The sequence below is a fragment of the Microcoleus anatoxicus genome (assembly GCF_042465725.1).
Lineage (GTDB): Bacteria > Cyanobacteriota > Cyanobacteriia > Cyanobacteriales > Microcoleaceae > Microcoleus > Microcoleus anatoxicus.
Map to the genome: position 1 here is coordinate 4877740 of NZ_CP120853.1, position 20824 is coordinate 4898563.

The window sequence follows — 20824 nt, forward strand, 5'->3', positions numbered from 1 at the left end:
AACCGCAGAGAGCGCAGAGAACACAGAGGAAGAGAAGAGGTAGAGTAAGACAAAGAGAGGAGTTGAGTCCTCTCTTTGGTGATAGCAATTATCTAACCTTTCGCAGCGCCTGACTTTTCCGGTGCAGCGTTGTGGGCAGTTTTGCCATTTTTACCATTAGTATGACCGTTGGCATTCCGAGGCTGGATTACTCCATAGCCACCGTGACTCTTGCGTTCGTAGAGCACGTTGATTTCGTTAGTTTCGGCATTGCGGAACATATAAAAATCGTGGTCGATAATCTGCAATTGTTCTAAAGCTTCTTGCACAGTCATCGGAGGCATGGCAAAATACTTAGTCCGTACCACCTCGGCTGGAAGTTCGGGAGTGCGATCGCCTATCAAATCCACAACAACAGGAAGTTCATCCACCACAGCTACGGTTTTAGCATTGGTAGTGGTTTTGTTGTCCTGACGTTTTTCCTTAAATTTCCGCAGTTGGCGAGCTATTTTGTCGGCAACCAAATCTATACTGGCATAAAGGCTTTCCGTACTTTCTTCAGCCCGAATTACGCTTCCATTAGCATAAATTGTCACCTCAGCAGTCTGCTTAGGATTAATCCTGGGGTTACGAGCCACCGACAGATGTATGTCCACTTCTGTAGTCAAACTTTGAAAATGGCTAACCGCCTTTTCCACTTTTTGATTGACGTACTCGCGAATCGCATCGGTGATTTCTATATTTTTACCCTGGATAACAAGCTTCATAGAGCTCCCTCCCTTCTCTAACGTGGGTATAGTTTATACAATAGCACTTTGTATTCTACAAAACACTCATCTTGAAAATCTTTTTAATCTGTTGACAATTCTTAATTTTAACTAGGTAAATTTTCAGTAAAAACACTCTTGATTTTTTTCATGATTTTCCCTTCTTTTCCTCAACATCTACATTCTCAATCCTGCTTGCTCCTTGACTGGGGACAAGTACCCTACTCCCAAGCTTGGGAAGCTCAGCAACAACTGGTGCAAGAGCGTCGCGATAATCCAGATTTGCCGGATGTGCTGATTTTGCTGGAACATCCGCCTGTGTACACCTTGGGACAGGGGGCGAAATTGGAATTTCTGAAATTTGACGGCGAAACTACGCCGGAATTGCACCGAGTCGAGCGAGGCGGTGAGGTGACTTACCATTGTCCAGGTCAGTTGGTGGGCTATCCGATTTTGAATTTGCGCCGTCACCAGCAGGATTTGCACTGGTATTTGCGACAGTTGGAGGAGGTGCTGCTGAGGGTGCTGGCTGTTTTGGGGCTTTCGGGGGCGCGGGTGCCGGGGATGACTGGGGTTTGGGTTGATGGGTGCAAAGTAGCTGCGATCGGGATTAAGGTTAGTCGCTGGATTACTATGCACGGTTTTGCTTTAAATGTTTGCCCGGATTTGGCTGGTTTTGGGCAAATTGTACCTTGCGGGATTCCCGATCGACCTGTGGGGAGTTTGGAGCAGTTTATTCCTGGAATTGAGGTCGATCGCGTTCGGGCGATCGTGGTGGCGGAGTTTGCAGAAGTATTTGGGGTGGAATTTATGCCAGATGTCTAATATATTTAAATCAAAAACCCTCGTCAGTCTCAACTTGAGACACTGAGTTACGCCTTGTTCTTAAGGATGAAAAAATAGAAATCATGGCAAATTGCGCTTTGGGTCGTCATGCGGTAGTCATTGGCGGAAGCATAGCCGGACTCCTAACAGCTAGGGTTTTGACTGATTATTTTGAACAGGTGACAATCATTGAACGAGACCGCTTCCCTCTTCAACCAGAACCTCGCAGGGGCATTCCTCAAGGCACTCAACTTCATCTGTTGCTAAGCCGAGGTCGTCAAATCATCGAAGATTTGTTTCCAGGCTTAGAAGCAGAATTAATCGCTCAAGGAGCCGTAACGCTGGATATGGGAAGCGATGTGAAATGGCTCAACCCTTTTGGCTGGAATACTCGTTTCCCCTCTGGATTTACAGTGCTGTCTTTTAGCCGCCACATTTTGGATTGGTTAATTTACCGTAGATTAGCACGAGTAAGTCACCTTCATTTCCAGGAGGAAGCTTATGTAACTCAACTCATTTCCACTCCTGATGGAACTAGCATTGCAGGAGTGAGATTCCGCCAACGTCAGCAAAACGGAGAGACTCAAGAGCAAACCTTGCTCGCTGATTTTGTGGTGGATGCCAGTGGCTATAGTTCACAAGCCCCCAAATGGTTGAAAGCATTGGGCTATGAGGTGCCAAAGGAAACAGTGATTACAGCGGGCATGGGATATACCGGTCGCACATATGAGATTCCCGCAGGATTTCAATCCGATTGGAAAGCCGTTTATCTGCAAGCCTCTCCACCCGAACGCACTTCGATGGCTGTCCTGTTCCCCATTGAAAATAACTGTTGGATTCTGGGGTTCTGTGGCACTTTACCCCACCGCCCCTCAAAAGATGAAGCTGCCCTTTTGGATGCGATCGATCACTTACCCAGCCCGATGATTTACAACGCTATTAAGCACGCAAAACCTTCTACACCGATTGAAATTTACCATTCTCCAGGCAATCGGTTATGCCACTACGAAACTCTGAAGCGACAGCCCGAACGCTTTGTGGTTTTAGGAGATGCTGTTTGTTCCTTCACACCCATTTATGCTCAAGGCATGACTGTAGTCGCATTGGGAGTCAAGGCCTTAGAGGCGTGCTTGGCAAAAATTGCCCGACAGCCCTCACCTAGCCTCACTGGATTAGCAAAAACATTTCAGAAACAACTGGCAAAAATTAATGCTGAACCTTGGATTACCGCTACGAGTCAAGATGCTAAATACCCTACCATTCAAGGTATCACCAAGGCTCATAGTGTCCCGGAAAAGTTGATGGGATGGTACATGAACCAAGTCATTCATTTAACTGTGCGCGATCCTCAAACTACACTCAGTTTTTTTCAAGTTTTGCATATGCTCAAATCTACTACCACACTATTTCAACCTCGCATTCTGTTGCAGGTATTAAAGCAGGTACTGGCGAATCAATCGAAACCACATCAACCAAAGACGTGATTGATTGCGCTAGGAACCTGGAATATCCTGTATTGGTCAATTCTGCGTAAAAGTTTGCAGTTGAAGCCAAAGGTTTGATATCAAGTTCGGTAGCATCTGAATTATTAAGACCTCTATTTTATCCCTCTGTGTCCTCTGTGTTCTCTGCGGTTAAATCATTCCGATGCAACCAGAAACGATATAACTGAGAGAATTAGCGATCTAATACCGGATCGGGGGCTTCTCTAACCTGAGACAGAAGCAAGACAGATGTAGAAATACGTCCTAAGAGTTTTGCGATCGCCCTTAGTGTTAGGTAGGATTCTTGTTAGTTAATCGCACTCCTCTCAGGAGAAAAAATTTATGGCAGATATGTCCGGTCAAGACCCCTCGGAAATTAAAATGGCGACGGTTGATGAAGAACAAAAAGGCGCCACGTTTAGCGGTACGGTCATCCTTGCTATCGATGTCGAGGGTGGGGAAGTCGTTTTCTTCAGAGACTTTTTGATTGAAGATTATCAAGGCGAACTGACCGCTTATCTCGCAACAGATGGCAATATATCGAAAAGCATTGATTTAGGCGAACTTAAGCATAAAAGCCACACCTTTAAGCTGCCAATTCCGCTGGGGACAGATACATCACCCTACAATACAGTCGTGCTGCGCGACGAAAAAAGCAAGAAAAAAGTTCTGACTATCAAGCTGTAAAAATTGTATATCTACCAGTAGACTCTATAGGTCTGGATTAAGGGATATCCGTTTCGCTACCGCAGTCTAACCTGGGTGCATCCCAATGTTGGAGGGGCTCTCGCATTACGGCAGATAGTTTATTGGTTATAAGCAGAGACTTACTGCCGTAATGCTTCTCCCCTACGGATATATTTGCAAAAATGGGATGCTCCCTCTCACCTGAAGTCCGATCGCCCTTAAATTAAAATGCGTCACTGGATCTATCGGCCGATAGATCCAGTGACGCACTTTATTTCTTAAAACGGAATTGGATCGTAATCGGGATTGTCAGCTTCGTTAGAGGAACCCGACGAGCGATCAGACTCAGAATTTGGAGACTGATGGGAGTTCCAATCAGAGCTAGAAGTGCGATTAGCAGGTCCAGGAGCGTTGCTAGAACTGCGGTTTCGCGAGCCTAAAGGTACCACATTGCTAGGCACGGTCTGAGGCGCGCTGTCACGAATTTGAGCTGGTTCCGGGGCGGTTCTAGGGGCGAGATCCGAGTTCATCGCATTCGCACCGAGACTGTAAATTTTTTGAGCTGTCAGTTCGGCTCGCTTTTCTTTGATACCATCTCTTTCCATTGTATTCATGTTGAGTCGGCCTTCAATAATCACGCGATCGCCTTCATGATATTTTTCATGGATTTCCACGGCAAAATTTCCCCATCCTATCACCTTCAAACGTTCGGGCGGATCTTCAGGTTTTGGACCGGGAAACTGCACCAGCATTTCAGCGATCTGAAGTTGATTTTCAGCAGTAAAACGGAGTTGTGGTTCTTGAATTATTTCCACCAACAAAATGCAGCTATTCATAACTTAATTGGGAATTGGGAATTGGGAATTGGGAATTGGGAATTGGAGATTGGGAATTGGGAATTGGAGATTGGGAATTGGGCATTGGGCATTGACTTTCAAGTAAACAGGTAAAATTTAAAATAACGCATTTTATCTTTTCACTTTTGCATTACCAATTCCCCATTACCAATTACCAATTCCCCATTACCCATTACCAAATTTATCTTGGCGCACAGCAGCCTCAGTTTGGCTAACAAAATCCTGAACTAGACTGCGGTATTCCTTCAAAGTTTCAGATACCCAATCTCGGTCTTCACTGTTAGCAAAAATATGGACTGTAGGTTCGCTAGCATCGGGCAAAACTAATACCCAATTGTCATCGCTGGAGTTAAAAACTTTTACTCCATCTACTAATTCTAAACTATCTGGCGAATGAGTTTCTACTAAATATCGCATCAGGGAACCCTTGATAGTCCAAGGACAGCGGACACTATAACTGCGATGTGTGACGCGAGGAAGTTCCGCCTTAATCTGTCCTAGCGATCGCTCCTGAATCGTCATCATTTCTATCACTTTAGCAATACAGAACATTCCGTCAAATCCAGGATGCAATTGTGGGAAAATAAAACCCATATTCCCACTGCCGCCCAAAACCACATTGGGATTCCTGTTAGCAGCTTCCATCAAAGCAGTGGGATTCGCTTTAGTGCGGATTACTTTACTTTGATAGCGACGGGCGATCGCCTCTACCGCAGAAGAAGCATTGACCGGTACTACCACTGTACCTTTTGGATGAGAAGTCAGCATCAAATTTACCATCAACGCCGTCAACATTTCCCCACGAATCGCTATCCCAGACTCATCTACCAAAATTAACTGTTCGCCATTGGCCGAAACCTGCACCCCAAAATTAGCACTGAGAGCTTTCACCACCCGGCCGAGTTGGTCAAGCAAATATTCCCGTTCCCCATTGCTCAGAGAGGTTTGTTTAAGACTGGCATTAAGTACCACCGCATCGCAACCAAATTTGGCGAGCATTTGTGGCAAAATTGCCCCCGAAACTGCATAGACGTAATCGATAACTACCTTAGAATTACTGTAACGAATGGCTTCTACATTCATTTGTCGCTCAAAGGTGCGGGAGTAAACCTCCAGAGATTGGTTAAAGTACGACATCTCCCCAATTTCCGGAATCAGAGCCCGCCGTAAATCTTCCTTAAAGTAAGCACCCTCGATTTTCTTCTCCGCCGCTTTGGTAATATTGATGCCTTTGGTATCGAAAAATTCAATTAAAATGTGGTCCGATCGATCGGGCGAAATCCGAACATGAATCCCACCAGCCACTGACAGAGTACATGAAACCGTGCGCGCGATCGGAATTGCCGTGGATTCCAAATTTACCACACTAATTCCCACCGACATTAAACCAGCAATCAAAGACCTCGAAACCATCCGGGAAATGCTCCGCTGATCGCGAGACACCGATACCGAAGAACCTGGTTTCAAAGTAGAACCATAAGCAGCGCCCAATTTCACCGCAAATTCCGGGGTAATATCTACATTGGCTAGTCCTTGAACCCCCCGTTGACCAAATAAATTCCGCTTAGCTTGTTCTCCCCAAATTAAATTGCTATTTAACAAAGCCCCCGATTCAATATTTTTACTAGGCCAGACGCGGACGCTCGGCCCCACTTGGGCTTCTTCTCCGACTATGGACATAGAACCGACCACAGCCCCTTCCAATACGTGAGCCCGCCTGTCTACGCGACTGCTCCTGCAAATCACACAAGCCCTGAGATGAGCATCTTCGCCGATAATTGCTCCGTTCCACAAGATGGGACGCTTGAGGTTGGCATCGGCCCCCACAGTTACGTTATCTCCAATCACTGAACCCGCTTGAATTTTGACTCTGGCTCCGATGCGACAATTGCTGCCGATCATAGTGGGTACTTCCACGATCGCACTATCGTCAATAAAAGTATTCTGACCTACCCACAATCCCGATCGCACTTGGTCGTAGTAGCTCAAATCCAATTTCACCTTTCCCCACAGCGCATCATACTGAGCTTCCCGGTAGACATCTAACTGGCCGACATCGCACCAGTAACCTTCAGCGATGTAACCGTACATCGGCTCACCTTTTTCCAGCAACAGCGGAAACAAGTCTTTCGAGAAATCAGATTCCACATCCACCGGCAGGTAATCCAAGACATCCGGCTCTAAAATGTAAGTGCCGGTATTCACAGTATCGGAGAAAATTTCGCTACTCGAAGGCTTTTCCAGAAAGCGATTGATCCGGTGATTTTCGTCAGTAATCACCACTCCGAATTCCATCGGGTTAGGAACGCGAGTTAAAATTAAGGTAGCTTTGGATTTCTGGCTGCGGTGAAATTGCACAGCAGCCGTCAAGTCTAAATCTGTGATACTATCGCCACTAATCACGATAAAAGTGCGATCGAGCAATTCGGCAATATTTTTGACACAGCCTGCGGTACCCAGTGGCTGGTCTTCTTCCACAGCATAAGTCATTTGTACGCCAAATTCACTGCCATCACCAAAGTATTCGCGCATCACATCAGGAAGATAGTGCAGCGTCGCAATAATTTCCGTAATCTGATGTCTTTTTAGCAAATTGATAATGTGTTGTGCGATCGGGCGATTAAGAATAGGCACCATCGGTTTTGGCAAATCGCACGTCAGAGGTCTCAGCCTCGTTCCCGACCCCCCAGCCATCAGCACTGCACGCATAAAATCCTCCTTGCTTAAAAAGCACTCCTGGTCATTTTTAACTCAAAAATCTCAAACTTAAAATTGTTGGGTCAGCCCTCAGCTATCACGTCTTAATTAATTATCCGTGAGTCTGCTACATCAGATTGACATCAACCTGATTTCTGTACGGATATTTGAAACTTTAGCGTGTACCTTCCCCAGCTTTTTAACCCCTTTGGTAGGATTATATAACATTTAACCTTTTTACGAGCTTTTCAAACCTCCCTCATTACAGTATTTACCCAGTTAGAAGCCAGCCGTACTGTATCAGAAACTTTACAAAAAGCTCTGACTTGTTTGTTATTTGCAATCAACACAATCTTGGATATTAGTATCCTTATATACTAATTAAACTACTTAATTATTATTTTTATAATTGATGAATGATGTAATTCTTTTGATATCTACAAGATAGAAGCGCCAAGCACTTACAACTGTGGAAGTTGCGGTCATGCGATGGACAGGGATTTGAACGCAGCAATTAATTTAAGCCAGTGCGGTCTTGGGGTTTCCCCAATAGGAGCAACTAGCGTATCGCGGTTGGCTAAACCGTGAAAGCTTGCCCAGGGATGGCCGCTCCCATGCTCCCGATGAAGCAAGAAGCAAATGTCTAGACTTGTGTAGTATTTGTATAGCAGATGTGTTAAATTGTGGTAAAGCCGTCCTCACAGGACGGGGTTTCAAACCCATTTTGTTGATGAGTAACTTAATTAGCTTGGCATTACTGATCGCTTACGGTGCAGGTATTTGGAAATTTTGGAATGGTTTCGATCGCACTAACTTCGACAGAAGTTTTTCAAATCGCCTGAAGCTAGCCCTGCTATGGCCAGCCTTAATTTTTAATAAGCCCTATCGCCAAAACTTTACAAAAGCCCTCAAAGCCTCCAAAAGGTGAGAGACGGCCCAACCAGAAGGTAGGGAGATTCTAATTCATGGTCAATCGCGGCCTTTGTATCGCGACAAATCTCTATCCAAGAGTGTAATTCAAGAATGTCTAAAAAGTCCGATCGCCTTGCCACCAGTCCAGATCAAACTTGGTTTACTAAGGACAAATCAGAGGGCTGGCCACTTTTACTCTCCCCAGTTGCTTCCCGGTTCGATCGCGAATACCGAGGAGAACCCTTCCCTTTCCCCGAAGAAGTCGAAGCCATGCCTATTTTTCGGGAATCCATCGCCGGCACCCTCCAAGCCAAAACAGTTTCTCCCTTTTGGCAAATTGCCAAACCCCAAAAAAATCAACGCTGTTTAGATATAGGCTGCGGAGTCAGCTTTCTGATCTACCCTTGGCGCGATTGGGAAGCCTTTTTTTACGGCCAAGAAATCAGCAGCGCCGCACGAGATGCCTTAAACGCCCGCGGCCCTCAACTCAATTCTAAACTATTTAAAGGCGTAGAACTTGCCCCCGCTCATCGCCTAAATTACGAAGAGGATCAATTCGATTTGTGCATCGCCACCGGCTTTAGTTGCTATTTTCCCAAAGACTATTGGGCTATTGTCATGGGAGAAGTCAAGCGAGTATTAAAACCGGGAGCTCACTTCGTGTTTGATGTCCTCAACCCTAATGCTCCCTTAGCAGAAGATTGGGCAATTTTAGAAACCTATCGAGCAGGTGAAGTATTTTTAGAAGCAATTGAAGATTGGGAAAAACTGATTAAAGCCGCCGGTGCAAAGATAGTAAAAAAGCAAAGTGGCGATTTATTTCAAATGTATAAAGTGCAATACAATTGAGCCAGTCCAGGAGGCAAATGCGATCGGTAATAGTCAAAATCAGCTATTTCCCTCACCGATTTTCAGCATGAGAAACTAACCATCCCCGCCCCCCAACTAAGGAGAAGCAGCAGGAGATGGAGATGCTGTCGGCGACGCTTCCGTAGTCGGCGACGCTTCCGCCCCAGGAGAAGCAGCAGGAGAAGCAGCAGGAGATGGAGATGCTGTCGGCGACGCTTCCGTAGTCGGAGAAACAACAGGTTCAGGAATCGGCGACTCTGTAGGCACTGGCTGCGGTTCAGGAATCGGTGACTCTGTAGGCACTGGCTCAGGTTCAGGTAACACTAAGTCTCTAGCCCCTGGTTTCAGTTGAGGAGAAGCAGACGGAGATACCGATGGCTTCGCTTCTGGTTTTGGTTGAGGTGAAGGCGATGGTTTAGCCGTTGACTGGGGTTGAGGAGAAGGCAATGGCTTGACTGCTGGTTTGGGTTTGCTGGAGTCCCGTGGAGGCTTCTCAAACTGCGGCTTCACTCCCCCTGGACTTGGGGGCACCGCTGCGGGAGCTGGGGAGGGCAATGGTCCCGTTGCTGGGGTTGCCGAGGGAGTTACAGGAATACCACTGCAAACCTTTTCATCATATTTAAATGCCACAGCCAATTGATAAAGCTTGTGCGTGCTGGCTGGTGGAAGTATGAATTGAGGGTTAATAATCGCAAATTTAGCAGCATCGTCGAGAATATTGGAACCCGTCAGGGCAATGGTTTGAGGTTCTGCCCTCAGCAGCCCTTGGGGATTGACAACTGCACCAAATACTGCTTTCCCTTCCAGTTTTTGCGAGCAAGCTGTTTTAGGATAAGGGACATTCACAGGCGTCGGTCCAGTCATTTCCAAGTCAGGATAAGCCTTTTTGAATCTTTCAAACAAGGCAATATATGTAGTTGCAGCAGCCAGATTTCTGTCGGAATCCTTGGATGAGTTTTGTCCGGGATTTCCCTGTTGTTCTAACTGTTTTTGTTGCTGCTCAAATTGTTGCCTCCTAGCTCTTTCTTCTGGACTTTCTGTGATTTGATTTTCTTGATTTGGATCTTGTTGAGTAGATTGTGGTGAGTTACCAGACTCCGAATTTGTACCTGTAATTGGGAATTGCGGGGTATATACTACAGCTCCATCTGGAAACAGTGGCAGTCTACCCTGAGCATTTCGCAATTTTTCCAGAGACTCCCCTTCATCCACCTGGCTTCCGGGAGGCTGGGGGGTCTGGGTGTCCGATGGTGGTGGAGGCGGAGTAATCGGAGAGAAATTACCGGGGGATGGGGGGGGGATGAGATTGGTGGGCGGCTGTGGCGGTATGATGGCTACGGGTGTTTGAGGAGCGGGATTTTGGATAGTGGGAGATGGAGCTTTCGGAGGTATGGGAGGAGTTAAGGAAGGGAGAGGAGATGGAGGCGCAGGGGCAAAGAATCCCGGAGGTGGCATTCCCGGTGGGAGGGCTGGTAAGTTAATGGGGTTCGGGGCTGGCGGCAGAGGCGGGGTGATGTTGCGTGGTAGGGGAACTGGTGCGACGAGGGAAAATGGTGTCTTCGCCTTGGATGCGAGTGGGGGTATGCTTTGGGGCAGTCGTCCTACCTCTGCTGGAGTTAGCTCTACGAACCCAACCGAACCGGGTAAGTTTTTTGATGAATTGCCACCATAAATTAGATTTGAGATCCGAGGCGCGTTAACTCCGAGCACTCCATGAAGACCTATAGAAGCTAGGGCTGCCCACCAAAATGGCTGGCGCAGCGGTTCTGAGAGGGTATTGACTAGGGAGAAAGAGTCATTCATGACAACTGGGAATTGGTTATGGGTTATGGGTTATGGTTTAACGCTATTTTTTTATGGGAGCAGGTAAAAAATAAAAATTTAGGAATTCAAAACCGTAATTATAGCACTAAGTAGAAGGAAGAAGGCCCTTCTTCCCTCTACTTACCACCGATATCGATGAGTCTTAAAAGGTGCTCCCTCAATACTGAGCAAATCGATGGGATAAATGGGAGCACCACTGGCCATATATTGAAAAATTTCCCGAACTTCCTCACCCCGCAGGGACAACTGGTCTAATTCCTTCAGAGAATACCAGCCAGCGCACAAAGTATGCTCGTCCGGCTTGCTCTTGGGAGGCGTTTTGTCTTCGGGACGAGCCACAAAAATCACCCTCAAACGGACATTCCCTCTAGGCATCACTGTATGTTCTACCCTGAGAATGCCCTCAATAATCACAGAAACGCCCGCTTCCTCGACCGTGTTACGCATAGCGGCCTCGAACAATGTCTCTCCTTGTTCCACTCGTCCTGCCGGGAGATACCACTGCTGATCGTACTTGCGCTCTTGTACCAATAGAAAACGGTTTTCTAAGTGAACGACAACTAGGGTAAAATACCAGGTAGAAATAGGCTCGCGAGCCATAGCAGTAGATGTTCCCCAAGCAAAAGGTTTAACCAGCCACACATAAATGAGGCACTGTTAGCAAACAAATTAGCAGCCTAAATGGTTCTTCCGCAAGGGTTTTTGAACTCAAGAGGTTAATTTTAGCACTTTAGTCAGAATTTCCATCTCAAATCTAAAATTGAGACAGTGCCACAGTGCCACGGAGCCTGGGGGAAGTTTAGCATTGGCCCCCCTTACCAGGCAAGTGCTAGGGTTTGCCGGAGACTTCCCCGCTTTCGGGAAATATTTAGAGGACTAAGTAAGTCCACTTAATTAAACGTAAGATACAGGTGGCTAAAAAGCTTGCTGTATGAGCATTCTTCACATCGATCTTCTTCCTTCTACTTATCTCGAAACTGGCGGTTGTAAAATTTCCGTTGGTTTCTCGATGATAGCTTCCTCCACAATCGGCTCTAAAACAGGAGAAGGAATCGGCACTTCTTCAACTACCGGATGCTTTTCCAAAGTTAAGCGAGACTGAGATGAACCAGACAATCTTTTTAACAATTTCGGTGTGGGATCGTGTAACAAATAAATAATTCGATCGCCTGCTTGCCAAATCTGCGCCGCCGACACTACCTGCAAATATCCCTGTCTTTCCAATAACAGCGGCACTAACTCACCGGCCCGAATTAGAGCCTGCAAGTGAGCTAACTGAAACTCCAATCCAGTAGTTTTTAACTCCGTTTCTCCCAATTTTACCTCTTTGTCGTTCAAATATTCGTTCCAATCCTTCAAGGACAAATCGGACACAAAGGCTTGATTTATTTTGGGATTATTTACAGCACTGTTAGCTTGCGGATCTTTGGGGAAAATTGCCAAAACCCTTGGTGGTGCAAACTCTTCTGCTGCTCTTTGAGCTAACACTAAGTTTACCTCACCGTTGTTGGTCATTGCCAAAAAAGTTCCCATCGATTCCAGTCCGGCGGCTTCCAAAACACTGTGATCCAGGGCACTGCTCAAAAAAACGCGCAAACCTTCCCGTTCTGCTTGTTGACAAGCTTCCGGGTTGGTGTCTATAATTGCTACAGATTCGCCGCGTTCTTGAAATAACCGAGCAATCAATCTACTCAAAGAATTTGACCCAACAATGGCAGCACCGGTGGCGGATTTCGAGGTGACTCCTAATATTTGAGCCATAGCTCCGGCGGTTAGTCCTTGTAGGAAAACTGTCATCATAATTGTCAGAAATACCAAGGCTTTAATGGAGTCGCCACCGTTGATTCCCCGCTGGGTTAGCAAAATGGCAAATAAAGATGCGATCGAAGCTGAGACAATTCCCCTAGGCGCTACCCAACAAGCAAATAATTTTTGTCGCCAATTGAGCCCACTGTTGAGGGTGCACAACCAAATGTTAATCGGTCGCACTACCCACATTAATGCTAAAACTGTGAACACACTGCCCCAACCAAGCGCAACTACACTAGCGAGGGATAAATCTGCCGCCAGCAACACGAACAGCACTGAAATAGCAAGGACTGTGAGTTGACCTTTAAACCTCCTCAGCAGCCTTTCTTCGGGAACAGAAGCTGCTCTGAGGACTATACCGGAGAGTACCGTTGCCATTAATCCCGATTCGCTCCGCAGTTCCTCTGCTAATCCGAAGAATCCCCATAAGCCCGCTAATACTACTAGGTTTTTGAGGTCTTCTGAGAGAAAATTCGATCGCTTGAGAATGAATCCTAGCAGCCAACCTCCCGCCACTCCGACGACAGCACCTACTCCCAGTCGCACCACTAAATCTCGGAACAAAACCAGCAAGTCTGCATTGCCGTTTAAAATAATATTCAGTACCAATACTGCCAGAATTGCCCCGACAGGATCGATTAAAACTCCTTCGGCTTCGAGCAAAGCGGCGACTTGTTTATCAACAGAAACCTGTTTGAGCAAAGGGCCGATGACCGTCGGACCGGTGACAACTACTAGAGAAGCATATAAAAAGGCGATCGGCCAAGGAAATTCTCCCAGCCAGTGGGCGGCCATTCCGCCACCGATGAGGGTAATTAAAGTGCCTACTGTAACTAAATTGCGGATACTGCCGGAAATTCGACCCAAATCTCGCAATTCCAAATTCAAGCCGCCTTCAAACAAAATTAATGCTACAGAAAGGGATACCATAACTTCCAAACCACTGCCGAGGAGATTTGGGTGTAGCAGTCCCAGACAGTCTGGCCCTGCTAAAATACCGAACAACAGCAAAAAGACGATCGCTGGAACTTTTAAGTAAGCTGCCAGAACTTGAGCGCTAATGCCACAGGTGACGGTCATGACCATCAACAGGGTGATGTTAAAGGGGATTTCCATAGATATAATTGTTGGAGGCTGCCCGCTCAGTTTTAAAAGTGCGATCGCGGGTGACTTGAGTACAGGTGCTATAGGTTGGCACTCATACAAACTCTACAGGAGCATGAATTTTCGGTTTTAGTTAAAGATGGTTGATAGGCGCTATAACCTTATCAGATAATTCTCAAGGTGTCAAAGATGGTAGTTCCCCCTAGCCTTGGCCCAAGACTCAACACACAAGGTAAAATATTTATTTTTCCTAACAGACGAATGCTTTGAGAATTCTGCATCCTCGGAAATTTTTCTTAAAAAAGCTTGGTGGTTTGTAGTTAAGCTACCAGAGTGGTGAAGATAATTTTTCTCTACTCTAATTTTTATTTTGTAATGTTTAAGTATGATATTAAGTGGAAAAATTTTGGTTTTATCAGGGAGATTTTGGCAGTGAACAGCGATCGAATTAAACCAGGTCCCGGTCAAGAATCAGTTTGGGATTACCCAAGGCCGCCTCGTCTGGAGGAATCTACCAAACACGTAAAGATAATTTTTAATGGTGTGACACTGGCGGACACCCACCGCGCTCAAAGGGTATTAGAGACAAGTCACCCTCCTTTTTACTATATCTCTCCCGAAGATATAGAAATGCAATATTTGCAAAAAACTTCGCGGGGTTCTTGGTGCGAGTGGAAAGGACAAGCAGGCTATTACACAGTGAAGGTGGGAGAAAAGGAAGCCGTGAATGCTGCTTGGTTTTATCCAAATCCCACCAATATCTTTGAGGCTATTAAGGATTATGTGGCTTTTTATCCAGGTTTGATGGATGCTTGTTATGTGGATGGAGAATTAGTGCAACCTCAAGAAGGCGTTTTTTATGGTGGCTGGATTACTAAAGATATTGTCGGCCCGTTTAAAGGAGGGCCAGGAACTTGGGGGTGGTAACAAGTTGAGTCAATTACCCACTACCAAGCGGAGTACCGCTAGGGTGGAGGTTTGTTTCTAGACTGCACCGCAATTGCGATCGGGTGCATCTCAATGAGTGCAAATATATTCCTAGGGGCGAAGCATCACCGCTGTAAATCTCTGGTTATCACTAATAAATTGTCTGCGGTCATGCTTCGCCTATGTAAAATCGGGATGCTCCCTTGCGATCGCCCTTGTACCATCTTAGCTTTCAAAAATTGCAGCAAATCCCAGTCTATTCAGACTCGCACCAAGCACGTTCAGCCGTCCAGTGTCTGTCTGACGATTCATAAATCCTCAACCCATCCAAACCCGCAGTTTTTATGATAGTCTGAATTTCATCCAGAGTAAAAGCCGCCTGTAGGGAATCTCTGAATAACTGCTTTTGATGCGCGTTGCAATCTCCCGCATACATCTCTACTAAATTATCCCTGATTGCTGGTGTTTCCGGCCGCAATAAATCCCGCAAAAATATTGCTCCTTTTGGTTTCAACACCCGCTTGACTTCCTGAAAAAATGGCAGCGGATCTGGCAAATGATGGATAATGCTATTGGAAATCACCATGTCAAAATAATTGTCAGGATAGGGCATGGCCTTGGCATCAATTAATTCAAGGGTAATTTGCGATCGCACTCCAGCCTTTTCCACATTTTCACCCGCGACTTTCAGCATATTTGCCGACAAATCGATGCCAGTCAAATGCCACTGGGGACGTATTGCACAAAGAGCAATGGGAATTCTCGCCGTACCAGTCCCCGCATCCAAAACGTTTCCAAAAACCGGGCCCAAGGCGGCCGCACCCATCGCAAAAGCAGAATTAACCTCAGTAAAGTCCATCGAATCGTATTCGATGGCCTCTTCCCAGGAATCCATAACCTCCGGTTCCAAAACTCGCTGCATCAAATTCATTATTTTATCTCTTCAATCCTGGCATTCAAACCATTAGCAGTGAGCATTTGTAATAACTCCTCAGCTTTTTCCTGTTCCCGAAAAGCACCTGCTTGCATGACGGCGCGCCCGTTAGAAAAAGTACGAAAAGCATCGGGAACCAGAGATTGCATCCTGGCTCTATCGCTCTGACTCTGAGCATCAACTACCACCCGATACCGAAAACCCAAAGCTAACGCTCGATCGAATGATGGCGCATTTTCCCCAGAATTAGGCAAAGAATTAGGCAAAGAATTACCCCCTAAAGCAGCGGGTACATAGCCACCCCTTCCCAGAGGAATGTTGCGACTCGGAACTGGTAATTTACCATCAGCAGGAACCGGAATCGCACTATCCAAGTTAGGTGGTAAAATTGGCGACGGCAGAGCAATTTCTGCAACGGAGCGAGAATCGGGAGTTGGGACTGGAATGGCGATCGCCGAAGGAGAGGCACTTGGGGGAGCCAACAGAGGCGACAACCGAGTTTGACCGGATGGCGATCGATTTGGGGCTGGACTCGCTGACAGCGACGACAGAGGCCTCTGGGGCGATCTTTGAACTCTCGGAGTTAAGGGAGCTGTGGTGTAAACAGGTAAAGAGCTATCTGGCCCACCGCTTCTGGGAGGTTGAGCAACGAACCCCAAATCATGGCCACCAATGGATAGAAGAGAGGTGAAAGTTCCCGCCACCTGAACTTGTCCCGTCGTGCGGTTGCTCAACAATTGATTGCCGTAAGCTTGAATGATTTGACCTTTGGCAGCATTATTTACATCATGCTGGCCGTTGTTGCGAATGACATTTCCCCCTGGTTCCGTCATGGTTCCTAAATCGGGGAGAGCACGGGCGATCGCCACAATCCCATCTCGCTGATTCCTCTCGATATAATTATGGCGGAGCACCGGTGTCGCCTCAGCTTGTACCACCACACCATCCTTGTTACGAGTAATCTGATTCCCGATTAACAAAGGAGAAGCTTTTTCCGCTACATTCACCCCAAATCCAGTGTTTTCAAAGACATTATCTCGAACTTCCGGCTGGGAAGTGCCATAAATGGTCATCCCATTAGCACCATTTTTCGAGAACAGATTCCCGCTAATCATCGGGCGAGAATTACCCACCACTGAAATTCCGTCGTGAGTGCTCCCAGAAAAAGTATTGTTAACCACCGTGGGAGAGCTCGATTCGATCCACAAAGCATAACCCCGATAGTTGGGATTCGTCACTGTCACCCCGCTGAGTCTGGCTCCCGATGCGCCTAAGATGGTGATATTTTGACCAGCCGAAGTGGGGCTGAGAAAGTCTCCTCCGCCTTTGATGACAATATTTTGACCGCGAGTGTTGGGGTTTCCTTGAACAATCACGTTAGGCTGGAGTATCAGCGGAAATTGTTCGCCGGTTTGGGCGCTGTAGGTACCGGGCGCTAGCAAAATTGCTGTGTTGGGCGGGGCGACGCTTAAGGCATAGGTAAGGGTTTTGAATGGATCTCGATCGCTCCCATTACCTGCTGTATCGCTTCCACCGGATGAGCTGACGTACAAGATGTTGATTTCACTCTGCTGCGCCTGAGCAATTATTTGTACTATGGGAGTTTCGGCTGCGATCGCAGACTGTTGAGTTTTGAACAATGAGACACTAGCAAAGAGCAACAACAGGCAAGAACTTAAGGCTTTGCTTGGCGATCGCTTTCCTGTATACCCGCTCTGTTTTGAGTAAATGAGCATAAAAAAACGTAATTTATTATCTTTGAGCCGAGTTTCGCATCCCGTGTTTCGTGTTGGGTTTTGCCGATCGAACTGTGAACTACCCTGCCTGTTTGGGTTTTTATCCCTTAATCTTTTTGGTTGCTCTGCTAACATCACGGATCTCCTCCGAAGTGTGGTCAGCAGTTTAACGATTCCACCATCATCAAGTTTGATCTATTATGCTTCGTTTTCTTCAAATTCAATAAAACTTAAAAATTAGTGGGAAAATGTAGCAGCTTGACTGCTGGATTAACGATCGAGGTGGTTCTATATGACGCAAAAACGAAACAGAACTTTACCGGCACAGCCCGCTCTGTGCCGGATTTTAGATGCAAATTTAGATCGCGCCCGCGAAGGATTGAGAATCATTGAAGAATGGTGTAGATTTGGTCTCAATAGCGCCGATTTAGCTGGCGAGTGTAAGCAACTGCGTCAGGAATTGGCTTTTTGGCACACCGCAGAATTACGCAGCGCTAGGGATACACCCGCAGATCCGGGTACGGAACTGACTCATCCGCAGGAAGAACAGCGATCAGGACTTCAGCAGCTATTGGAGGCGAATTTCTGCCGCGTGGAAGAAGCGCTACGGGTACTTGAAGAGTATGGCAAAGTTTACGATCCGAATATGGGCAAGGCTTTTAAGCAGATGCGCTATCGGGTTTATACTCTAGAAAGTGATTTGTTGGCTTATGGGCGCTACCAGCAGTTATTGCGATCGCAGTTATATCTGGTAACTTCGGGGAGAGACAATTTGTTAGGCGTAGTGGAAGCAGCTTTGCAAGGTGGACTGACTTTGGTACAGTACCGCGACAAAACCTCAGACGATGCGGTGAAATTGGATAATGTGCGGAAGCTTTGCGAACTTTGTCACCGCTATGATGCTTTGTTGATTGTCAACGATCGCGTGGATTTGGCGATCGCAGCGGATGCCGACGGTGTACACTTAGGACAGCAAGATCTACCTGTAGCTGAAGCGCGCAAGTTACTAGGGCCTGGACGGACGATCGGGCGATCGACCACAAACGCCCAGGAAATGCAGCGAGCCATTGAAGAAGGAGCCGACTATATTGGAGTTGGTCCTGTCTACTCCACTCCCACAAAACCCGATAAACAGGCTGCGGGTTTGGACTATGTGCGGTATGCTGCTGCTAAGTCGCCGATTCCTTGGTTTGCGATCGGCGGAATAGACATCAACAACTTGGACGAAGTATTAAATGCCGGAGCTTCCAGAGTAGCAGTTGTGCGATCGATTATGGAAGCAGAGCAACCCACCTTAGTCACACAGTTTTTCATCTCCCAGCTAATTCGGATGCAGAAGTTCAAAACTCACAAACTTATAACTAATATGTCGTAAGATTAAATGAACCACGAAGGCACGAAGAACGCAAAGCAAGAGAAAGAAAGAAATGCAGTTCTTCCTTCGTGTTCTTCGCGTCTTCGCGGTTCGTTCAAATCATTAAACTAATAAACAAATGACCAATCAAATTGCGCTACAAGTCAACGGAGAAAGTCGTAATTGTGCGATCGAAACACCATTACCAGAATTATTAAAACAACTAGGTTTAAATCCACGATTAGTAGCAGTCGAATACAACGGCGAAATTCTGCACAAACAATTTTGGGAAACCACAGAAATGCAAAACGGCGACATCTTAGAAATTGTGACCATTGTCGGAGGAGGCTAGCCACAAACTAGCTAATCAATCCTTGTGATTTAGCCATTGCCTCATTTAGCACCACAACAGAAGTCGCAGATAAATTCCAAGTCTTAATTGTAGGTTTGAGTGCTTTTTTCAGCGCATCCTGTAACGGTGGTAGCCACGCCTCTTGATGTCCTTTGATTACCAGTATTAATTTAAAATTAGCTTTTTTCAGATCGATGGTTTGAAAGAAATTAGGCAATTCTTCATAAGTAGAATGACGCTTTAGACAAGTCGCCACAGTCAACGTTAGCGCATTGGTCAACTTCTCTTGAATTTCGAGGATAAAAGCATCGAAATTCGGCTGGCTTTCACGACGTGGGGAACTCTGCTTTGCCTCCACAATCCATACTATACAATCATCTTGGGAATGGAGTAATAAGAACTCCGCTATCTTCACACCGTCCTGAATTTTTCGGTAAGTTTCGCTCTTCTCAATGTAGAAACAATGTCCTTCTGGGTAAGGTCCAAATTTCATCCCAGACTCATCAATAATTGGCTCAGTCGTCATTGCAATGCCAGCTCCACCTCTTCTTTATAAAGCTGGATTGATTCATCGATAATTGGGTTATCTGGCAACCCTTCCCGGAGATTTGCGATATCCCAACTATCATCTTTCACAGAAATTATGGGAATTGAGAGTCTCTCTTTCTTCTGTGCTATCAGAAACAGTTTTTTGATGACAAAATAGGAGTGACTTGCCATGAAAAACTGGATTCCAAACTCAGCTAACATAGCGATAATATCGAGAAACTTGGAAATTGCGGCTGGATGTAGTGCTGATTCTGGCTCATCGATGAAGATTACCGAATTTTGGTCAAGATAACGGTTCCCTAGTAAAGTGTCAAGAATGGAAATCTTCTTAATACCTTCTGCTGTTACACCAATAGGAAACCTTTGATTTCCCTTCTTGAATTGCCAACGCCCCAACTTTTCATCATATTCAACCTTTCCCTCTAGAATCTCACTGAGGTTCTTTCTGGACATAGCAAACTGCTGGTAATTTCTGCCACCTGTGGGAGGTTGGCGCAGTGCTCGTGCTAAATCGAGATAGGTATCATCGAAGCCGAAGGTCTTGCTCAGTTCGCGGGATTGTAGAATGATATGATGGAGGGAGAGAACTTCTTTTGTAGGTAAAAAAATCGAGTTACTACTTCGGGGCGGAACATGATTTTCTAGAATTTGGATACTTTTGGTGGTGTCTTTACCAAATCTATAAGAAAAATCTTGACCATCAAATCTCAGCTTGAAAGATAGTGGTTCATCTGCTCCTTTGCTCACGAGGTCGCCTATTTTCTCTATCTCAAAAGTCCAATAAAGTTTATCTGCGAGAATTTCGGAAGCACTGCGTGGTTCGTTGCCCCGTTTATACTCTTCTAAGGTTCGCATAGCACTATAAAGAGCTTTGAGCAGAATGGTTTTACCGGTTCCATTGCCACCGATAATCAAATTAATATTACCTAATTGCTCGCACTTGAACTGATGGATGGGCCCAAAGTTCTTGAGTTCAAGGCTATTTATCATTGGTTATTTCTCACAAAACTTGGCTGAAAAACATGACATCCCCGACTTCTTAAAGAAGTCGGGGATATGGGTATATTGAGATAGAAAATCAAGAGGCAGAGCAAGAAAGAAATGCGTTCCCAGGCAGAGCCTAGGAACGAGTAAATGAATTTTCTTGTCCCCCCCTTATTAAGGGGGGTTAGGGGGGA

General features: G+C 46.1%; 19 protein-coding genes. 9 read left to right on the forward strand and 10 right to left on the reverse strand.

The window, feature by feature from the left end:
* Positions 1-92: 92 nt before the first annotated feature.
* Positions 93-746: a ribosome hibernation-promoting factor, HPF/YfiA family gene (gene hpf / locus P2A85_RS21135; protein WP_371113992.1), complete on the reverse strand. Its 654-nt coding sequence runs from the start codon at positions 744-746 to the stop codon at positions 93-95.
* A 150-nt stretch (positions 747-896) separates the two neighbouring features.
* Between hpf and lipB the strand changes: the two genes are divergently transcribed.
* From lipB to P2A85_RS21150, 3 genes are all read left to right on the forward strand, one after another.
* Positions 897-1571 (forward strand): lipoyl(octanoyl) transferase LipB, encoded by a 675-nt coding sequence (lipB, locus tag P2A85_RS21140; RefSeq protein ID WP_377475341.1) that lies wholly within the window; start codon positions 897-899, stop codon positions 1569-1571.
* A gap of 83 nt (positions 1572-1654) precedes the next feature.
* Positions 1655-3055, forward strand: coding sequence for an FAD-dependent oxidoreductase (locus tag P2A85_RS21145; RefSeq protein ID WP_371119647.1), 1401 nt, complete (start codon positions 1655-1657; stop codon positions 3053-3055).
* A gap of 342 nt (positions 3056-3397) precedes the next feature.
* Complete coding sequence (locus P2A85_RS21150; RefSeq protein WP_371119648.1) at positions 3398-3742, forward strand: hypothetical protein; 345 nt, start codon at positions 3398-3400, stop codon at positions 3740-3742.
* Between the two features lie 278 nt (positions 3743-4020).
* Here P2A85_RS21150 and P2A85_RS21155 read toward each other — a convergent pair whose 3' ends face one another.
* Both P2A85_RS21155 and P2A85_RS21160 read right to left on the reverse strand, forming a co-directional pair.
* Positions 4021-4578: a single-stranded DNA-binding protein gene (locus P2A85_RS21155; protein ID WP_377475343.1), complete on the reverse strand. Its 558-nt coding sequence runs from the start codon at positions 4576-4578 to the stop codon at positions 4021-4023.
* Positions 4579-4764: 186 nt separating this feature from the next.
* On the reverse strand, positions 4765-7308 hold the full coding sequence (locus tag P2A85_RS21160) for a sugar phosphate nucleotidyltransferase (RefSeq protein ID WP_377475344.1): 2544 nt from the start codon (positions 7306-7308) through the stop codon (positions 4765-4767).
* Positions 7309-7740: 432 nt separating this feature from the next.
* Between P2A85_RS21160 and P2A85_RS21165 the strand changes: the two genes are divergently transcribed.
* The 3 genes from P2A85_RS21165 to P2A85_RS21175 all read left to right on the forward strand — a co-directional run bounded on the left by P2A85_RS21165 (position 7741) and on the right by P2A85_RS21175 (position 9057).
* Complete coding sequence (locus P2A85_RS21165; RefSeq protein WP_377481614.1) at positions 7741-7884, forward strand: zinc ribbon domain-containing protein; 144 nt, start codon at positions 7741-7743, stop codon at positions 7882-7884.
* 4 nt (positions 7885-7888) lie between these two features.
* The gene (locus tag P2A85_RS21170; protein ID WP_377475345.1) at positions 7889-8224 is read left to right on the forward strand and encodes a hypothetical protein; all 336 of its coding nucleotides are present in this window, start codon (positions 7889-7891) and stop codon (positions 8222-8224) included.
* A 95-nt stretch (positions 8225-8319) separates the two neighbouring features.
* Entirely contained in the window at positions 8320-9057 is a 738-nt protein-coding gene (locus P2A85_RS21175; protein ID WP_377475346.1) for a class I SAM-dependent methyltransferase, read from the forward strand.
* A 96-nt stretch (positions 9058-9153) separates the two neighbouring features.
* Here P2A85_RS21175 and P2A85_RS21180 read toward each other — a convergent pair whose 3' ends face one another.
* The 3 genes from P2A85_RS21180 to P2A85_RS21190 all read right to left on the reverse strand — a co-directional run bounded on the left by P2A85_RS21180 (position 9154) and on the right by P2A85_RS21190 (position 13806).
* The gene (locus tag P2A85_RS21180; protein ID WP_377475347.1) at positions 9154-10860 is read right to left on the reverse strand and encodes a hypothetical protein; all 1707 of its coding nucleotides are present in this window, start codon (positions 10858-10860) and stop codon (positions 9154-9156) included.
* Between the two features lie 141 nt (positions 10861-11001).
* On the reverse strand, positions 11002-11481 hold the full coding sequence (locus P2A85_RS21185) for an NUDIX domain-containing protein (protein WP_340525912.1): 480 nt from the start codon (positions 11479-11481) through the stop codon (positions 11002-11004).
* A gap of 366 nt (positions 11482-11847) precedes the next feature.
* Positions 11848-13806, reverse strand: a complete 1959-nt coding sequence (locus P2A85_RS21190; protein ID WP_377475348.1) for a cation:proton antiporter — start codon at positions 13804-13806, stop codon at positions 11848-11850.
* Between the two features lie 420 nt (positions 13807-14226).
* Between P2A85_RS21190 and P2A85_RS21195 the strand changes: the two genes are divergently transcribed.
* Entirely contained in the window at positions 14227-14721 is a 495-nt protein-coding gene (locus P2A85_RS21195) for a DUF427 domain-containing protein (RefSeq protein WP_377475349.1), read from the forward strand.
* 256 nt (positions 14722-14977) lie between these two features.
* Here P2A85_RS21195 and P2A85_RS21200 read toward each other — a convergent pair whose 3' ends face one another.
* Together P2A85_RS21200 and P2A85_RS21205 are read right to left on the reverse strand one after the other, a co-directional pair.
* A complete protein-coding gene (locus P2A85_RS21200) occupies positions 14978-15643 on the reverse strand; it encodes a class I SAM-dependent methyltransferase (RefSeq protein WP_377481617.1) in 666 nt (221 codons plus the stop codon).
* An 8-nt stretch (positions 15644-15651) separates the two neighbouring features.
* Positions 15652-17391 carry a DUF1565 domain-containing protein gene (locus P2A85_RS21205; RefSeq protein ID WP_377475350.1) on the reverse strand — a complete coding sequence of 580 codons (1740 nt, stop codon included), beginning with the start codon at positions 17389-17391 and terminating at the stop codon, positions 15652-15654.
* Between the two features lie 292 nt (positions 17392-17683).
* Here P2A85_RS21205 and P2A85_RS21210 point away from each other — a divergent pair, with 292 nt between their 5' ends.
* Both P2A85_RS21210 and thiS read left to right on the forward strand, forming a co-directional pair.
* A complete protein-coding gene (locus P2A85_RS21210) occupies positions 17684-18766 on the forward strand; it encodes a thiamine phosphate synthase (protein WP_377475352.1) in 1083 nt (360 codons plus the stop codon).
* Between the two features lie 118 nt (positions 18767-18884).
* Positions 18885-19097 (forward strand): sulfur carrier protein ThiS, encoded by a 213-nt coding sequence (gene thiS, locus P2A85_RS21215; RefSeq protein ID WP_377475354.1) that lies wholly within the window; start codon positions 18885-18887, stop codon positions 19095-19097.
* Between the two features lie 7 nt (positions 19098-19104).
* On the opposite strand, the gene P2A85_RS21220 is transcribed toward thiS, so the two are convergent.
* Together P2A85_RS21220 and P2A85_RS21225 are read right to left on the reverse strand one after the other, a co-directional pair.
* Positions 19105-19623 carry a hypothetical protein gene (locus P2A85_RS21220; RefSeq protein ID WP_377475356.1) on the reverse strand — a complete coding sequence of 173 codons (519 nt, stop codon included), beginning with the start codon at positions 19621-19623 and terminating at the stop codon, positions 19105-19107.
* Entirely contained in the window at positions 19620-20636 is a 1017-nt protein-coding gene (locus tag P2A85_RS21225; RefSeq protein WP_377475357.1) for an ATP/GTP-binding protein, read from the reverse strand. The genes P2A85_RS21220 and P2A85_RS21225 overlap by 4 nt, the downstream gene beginning before the upstream one ends.
* Positions 20637-20824 lie beyond the last annotated feature (188 nt).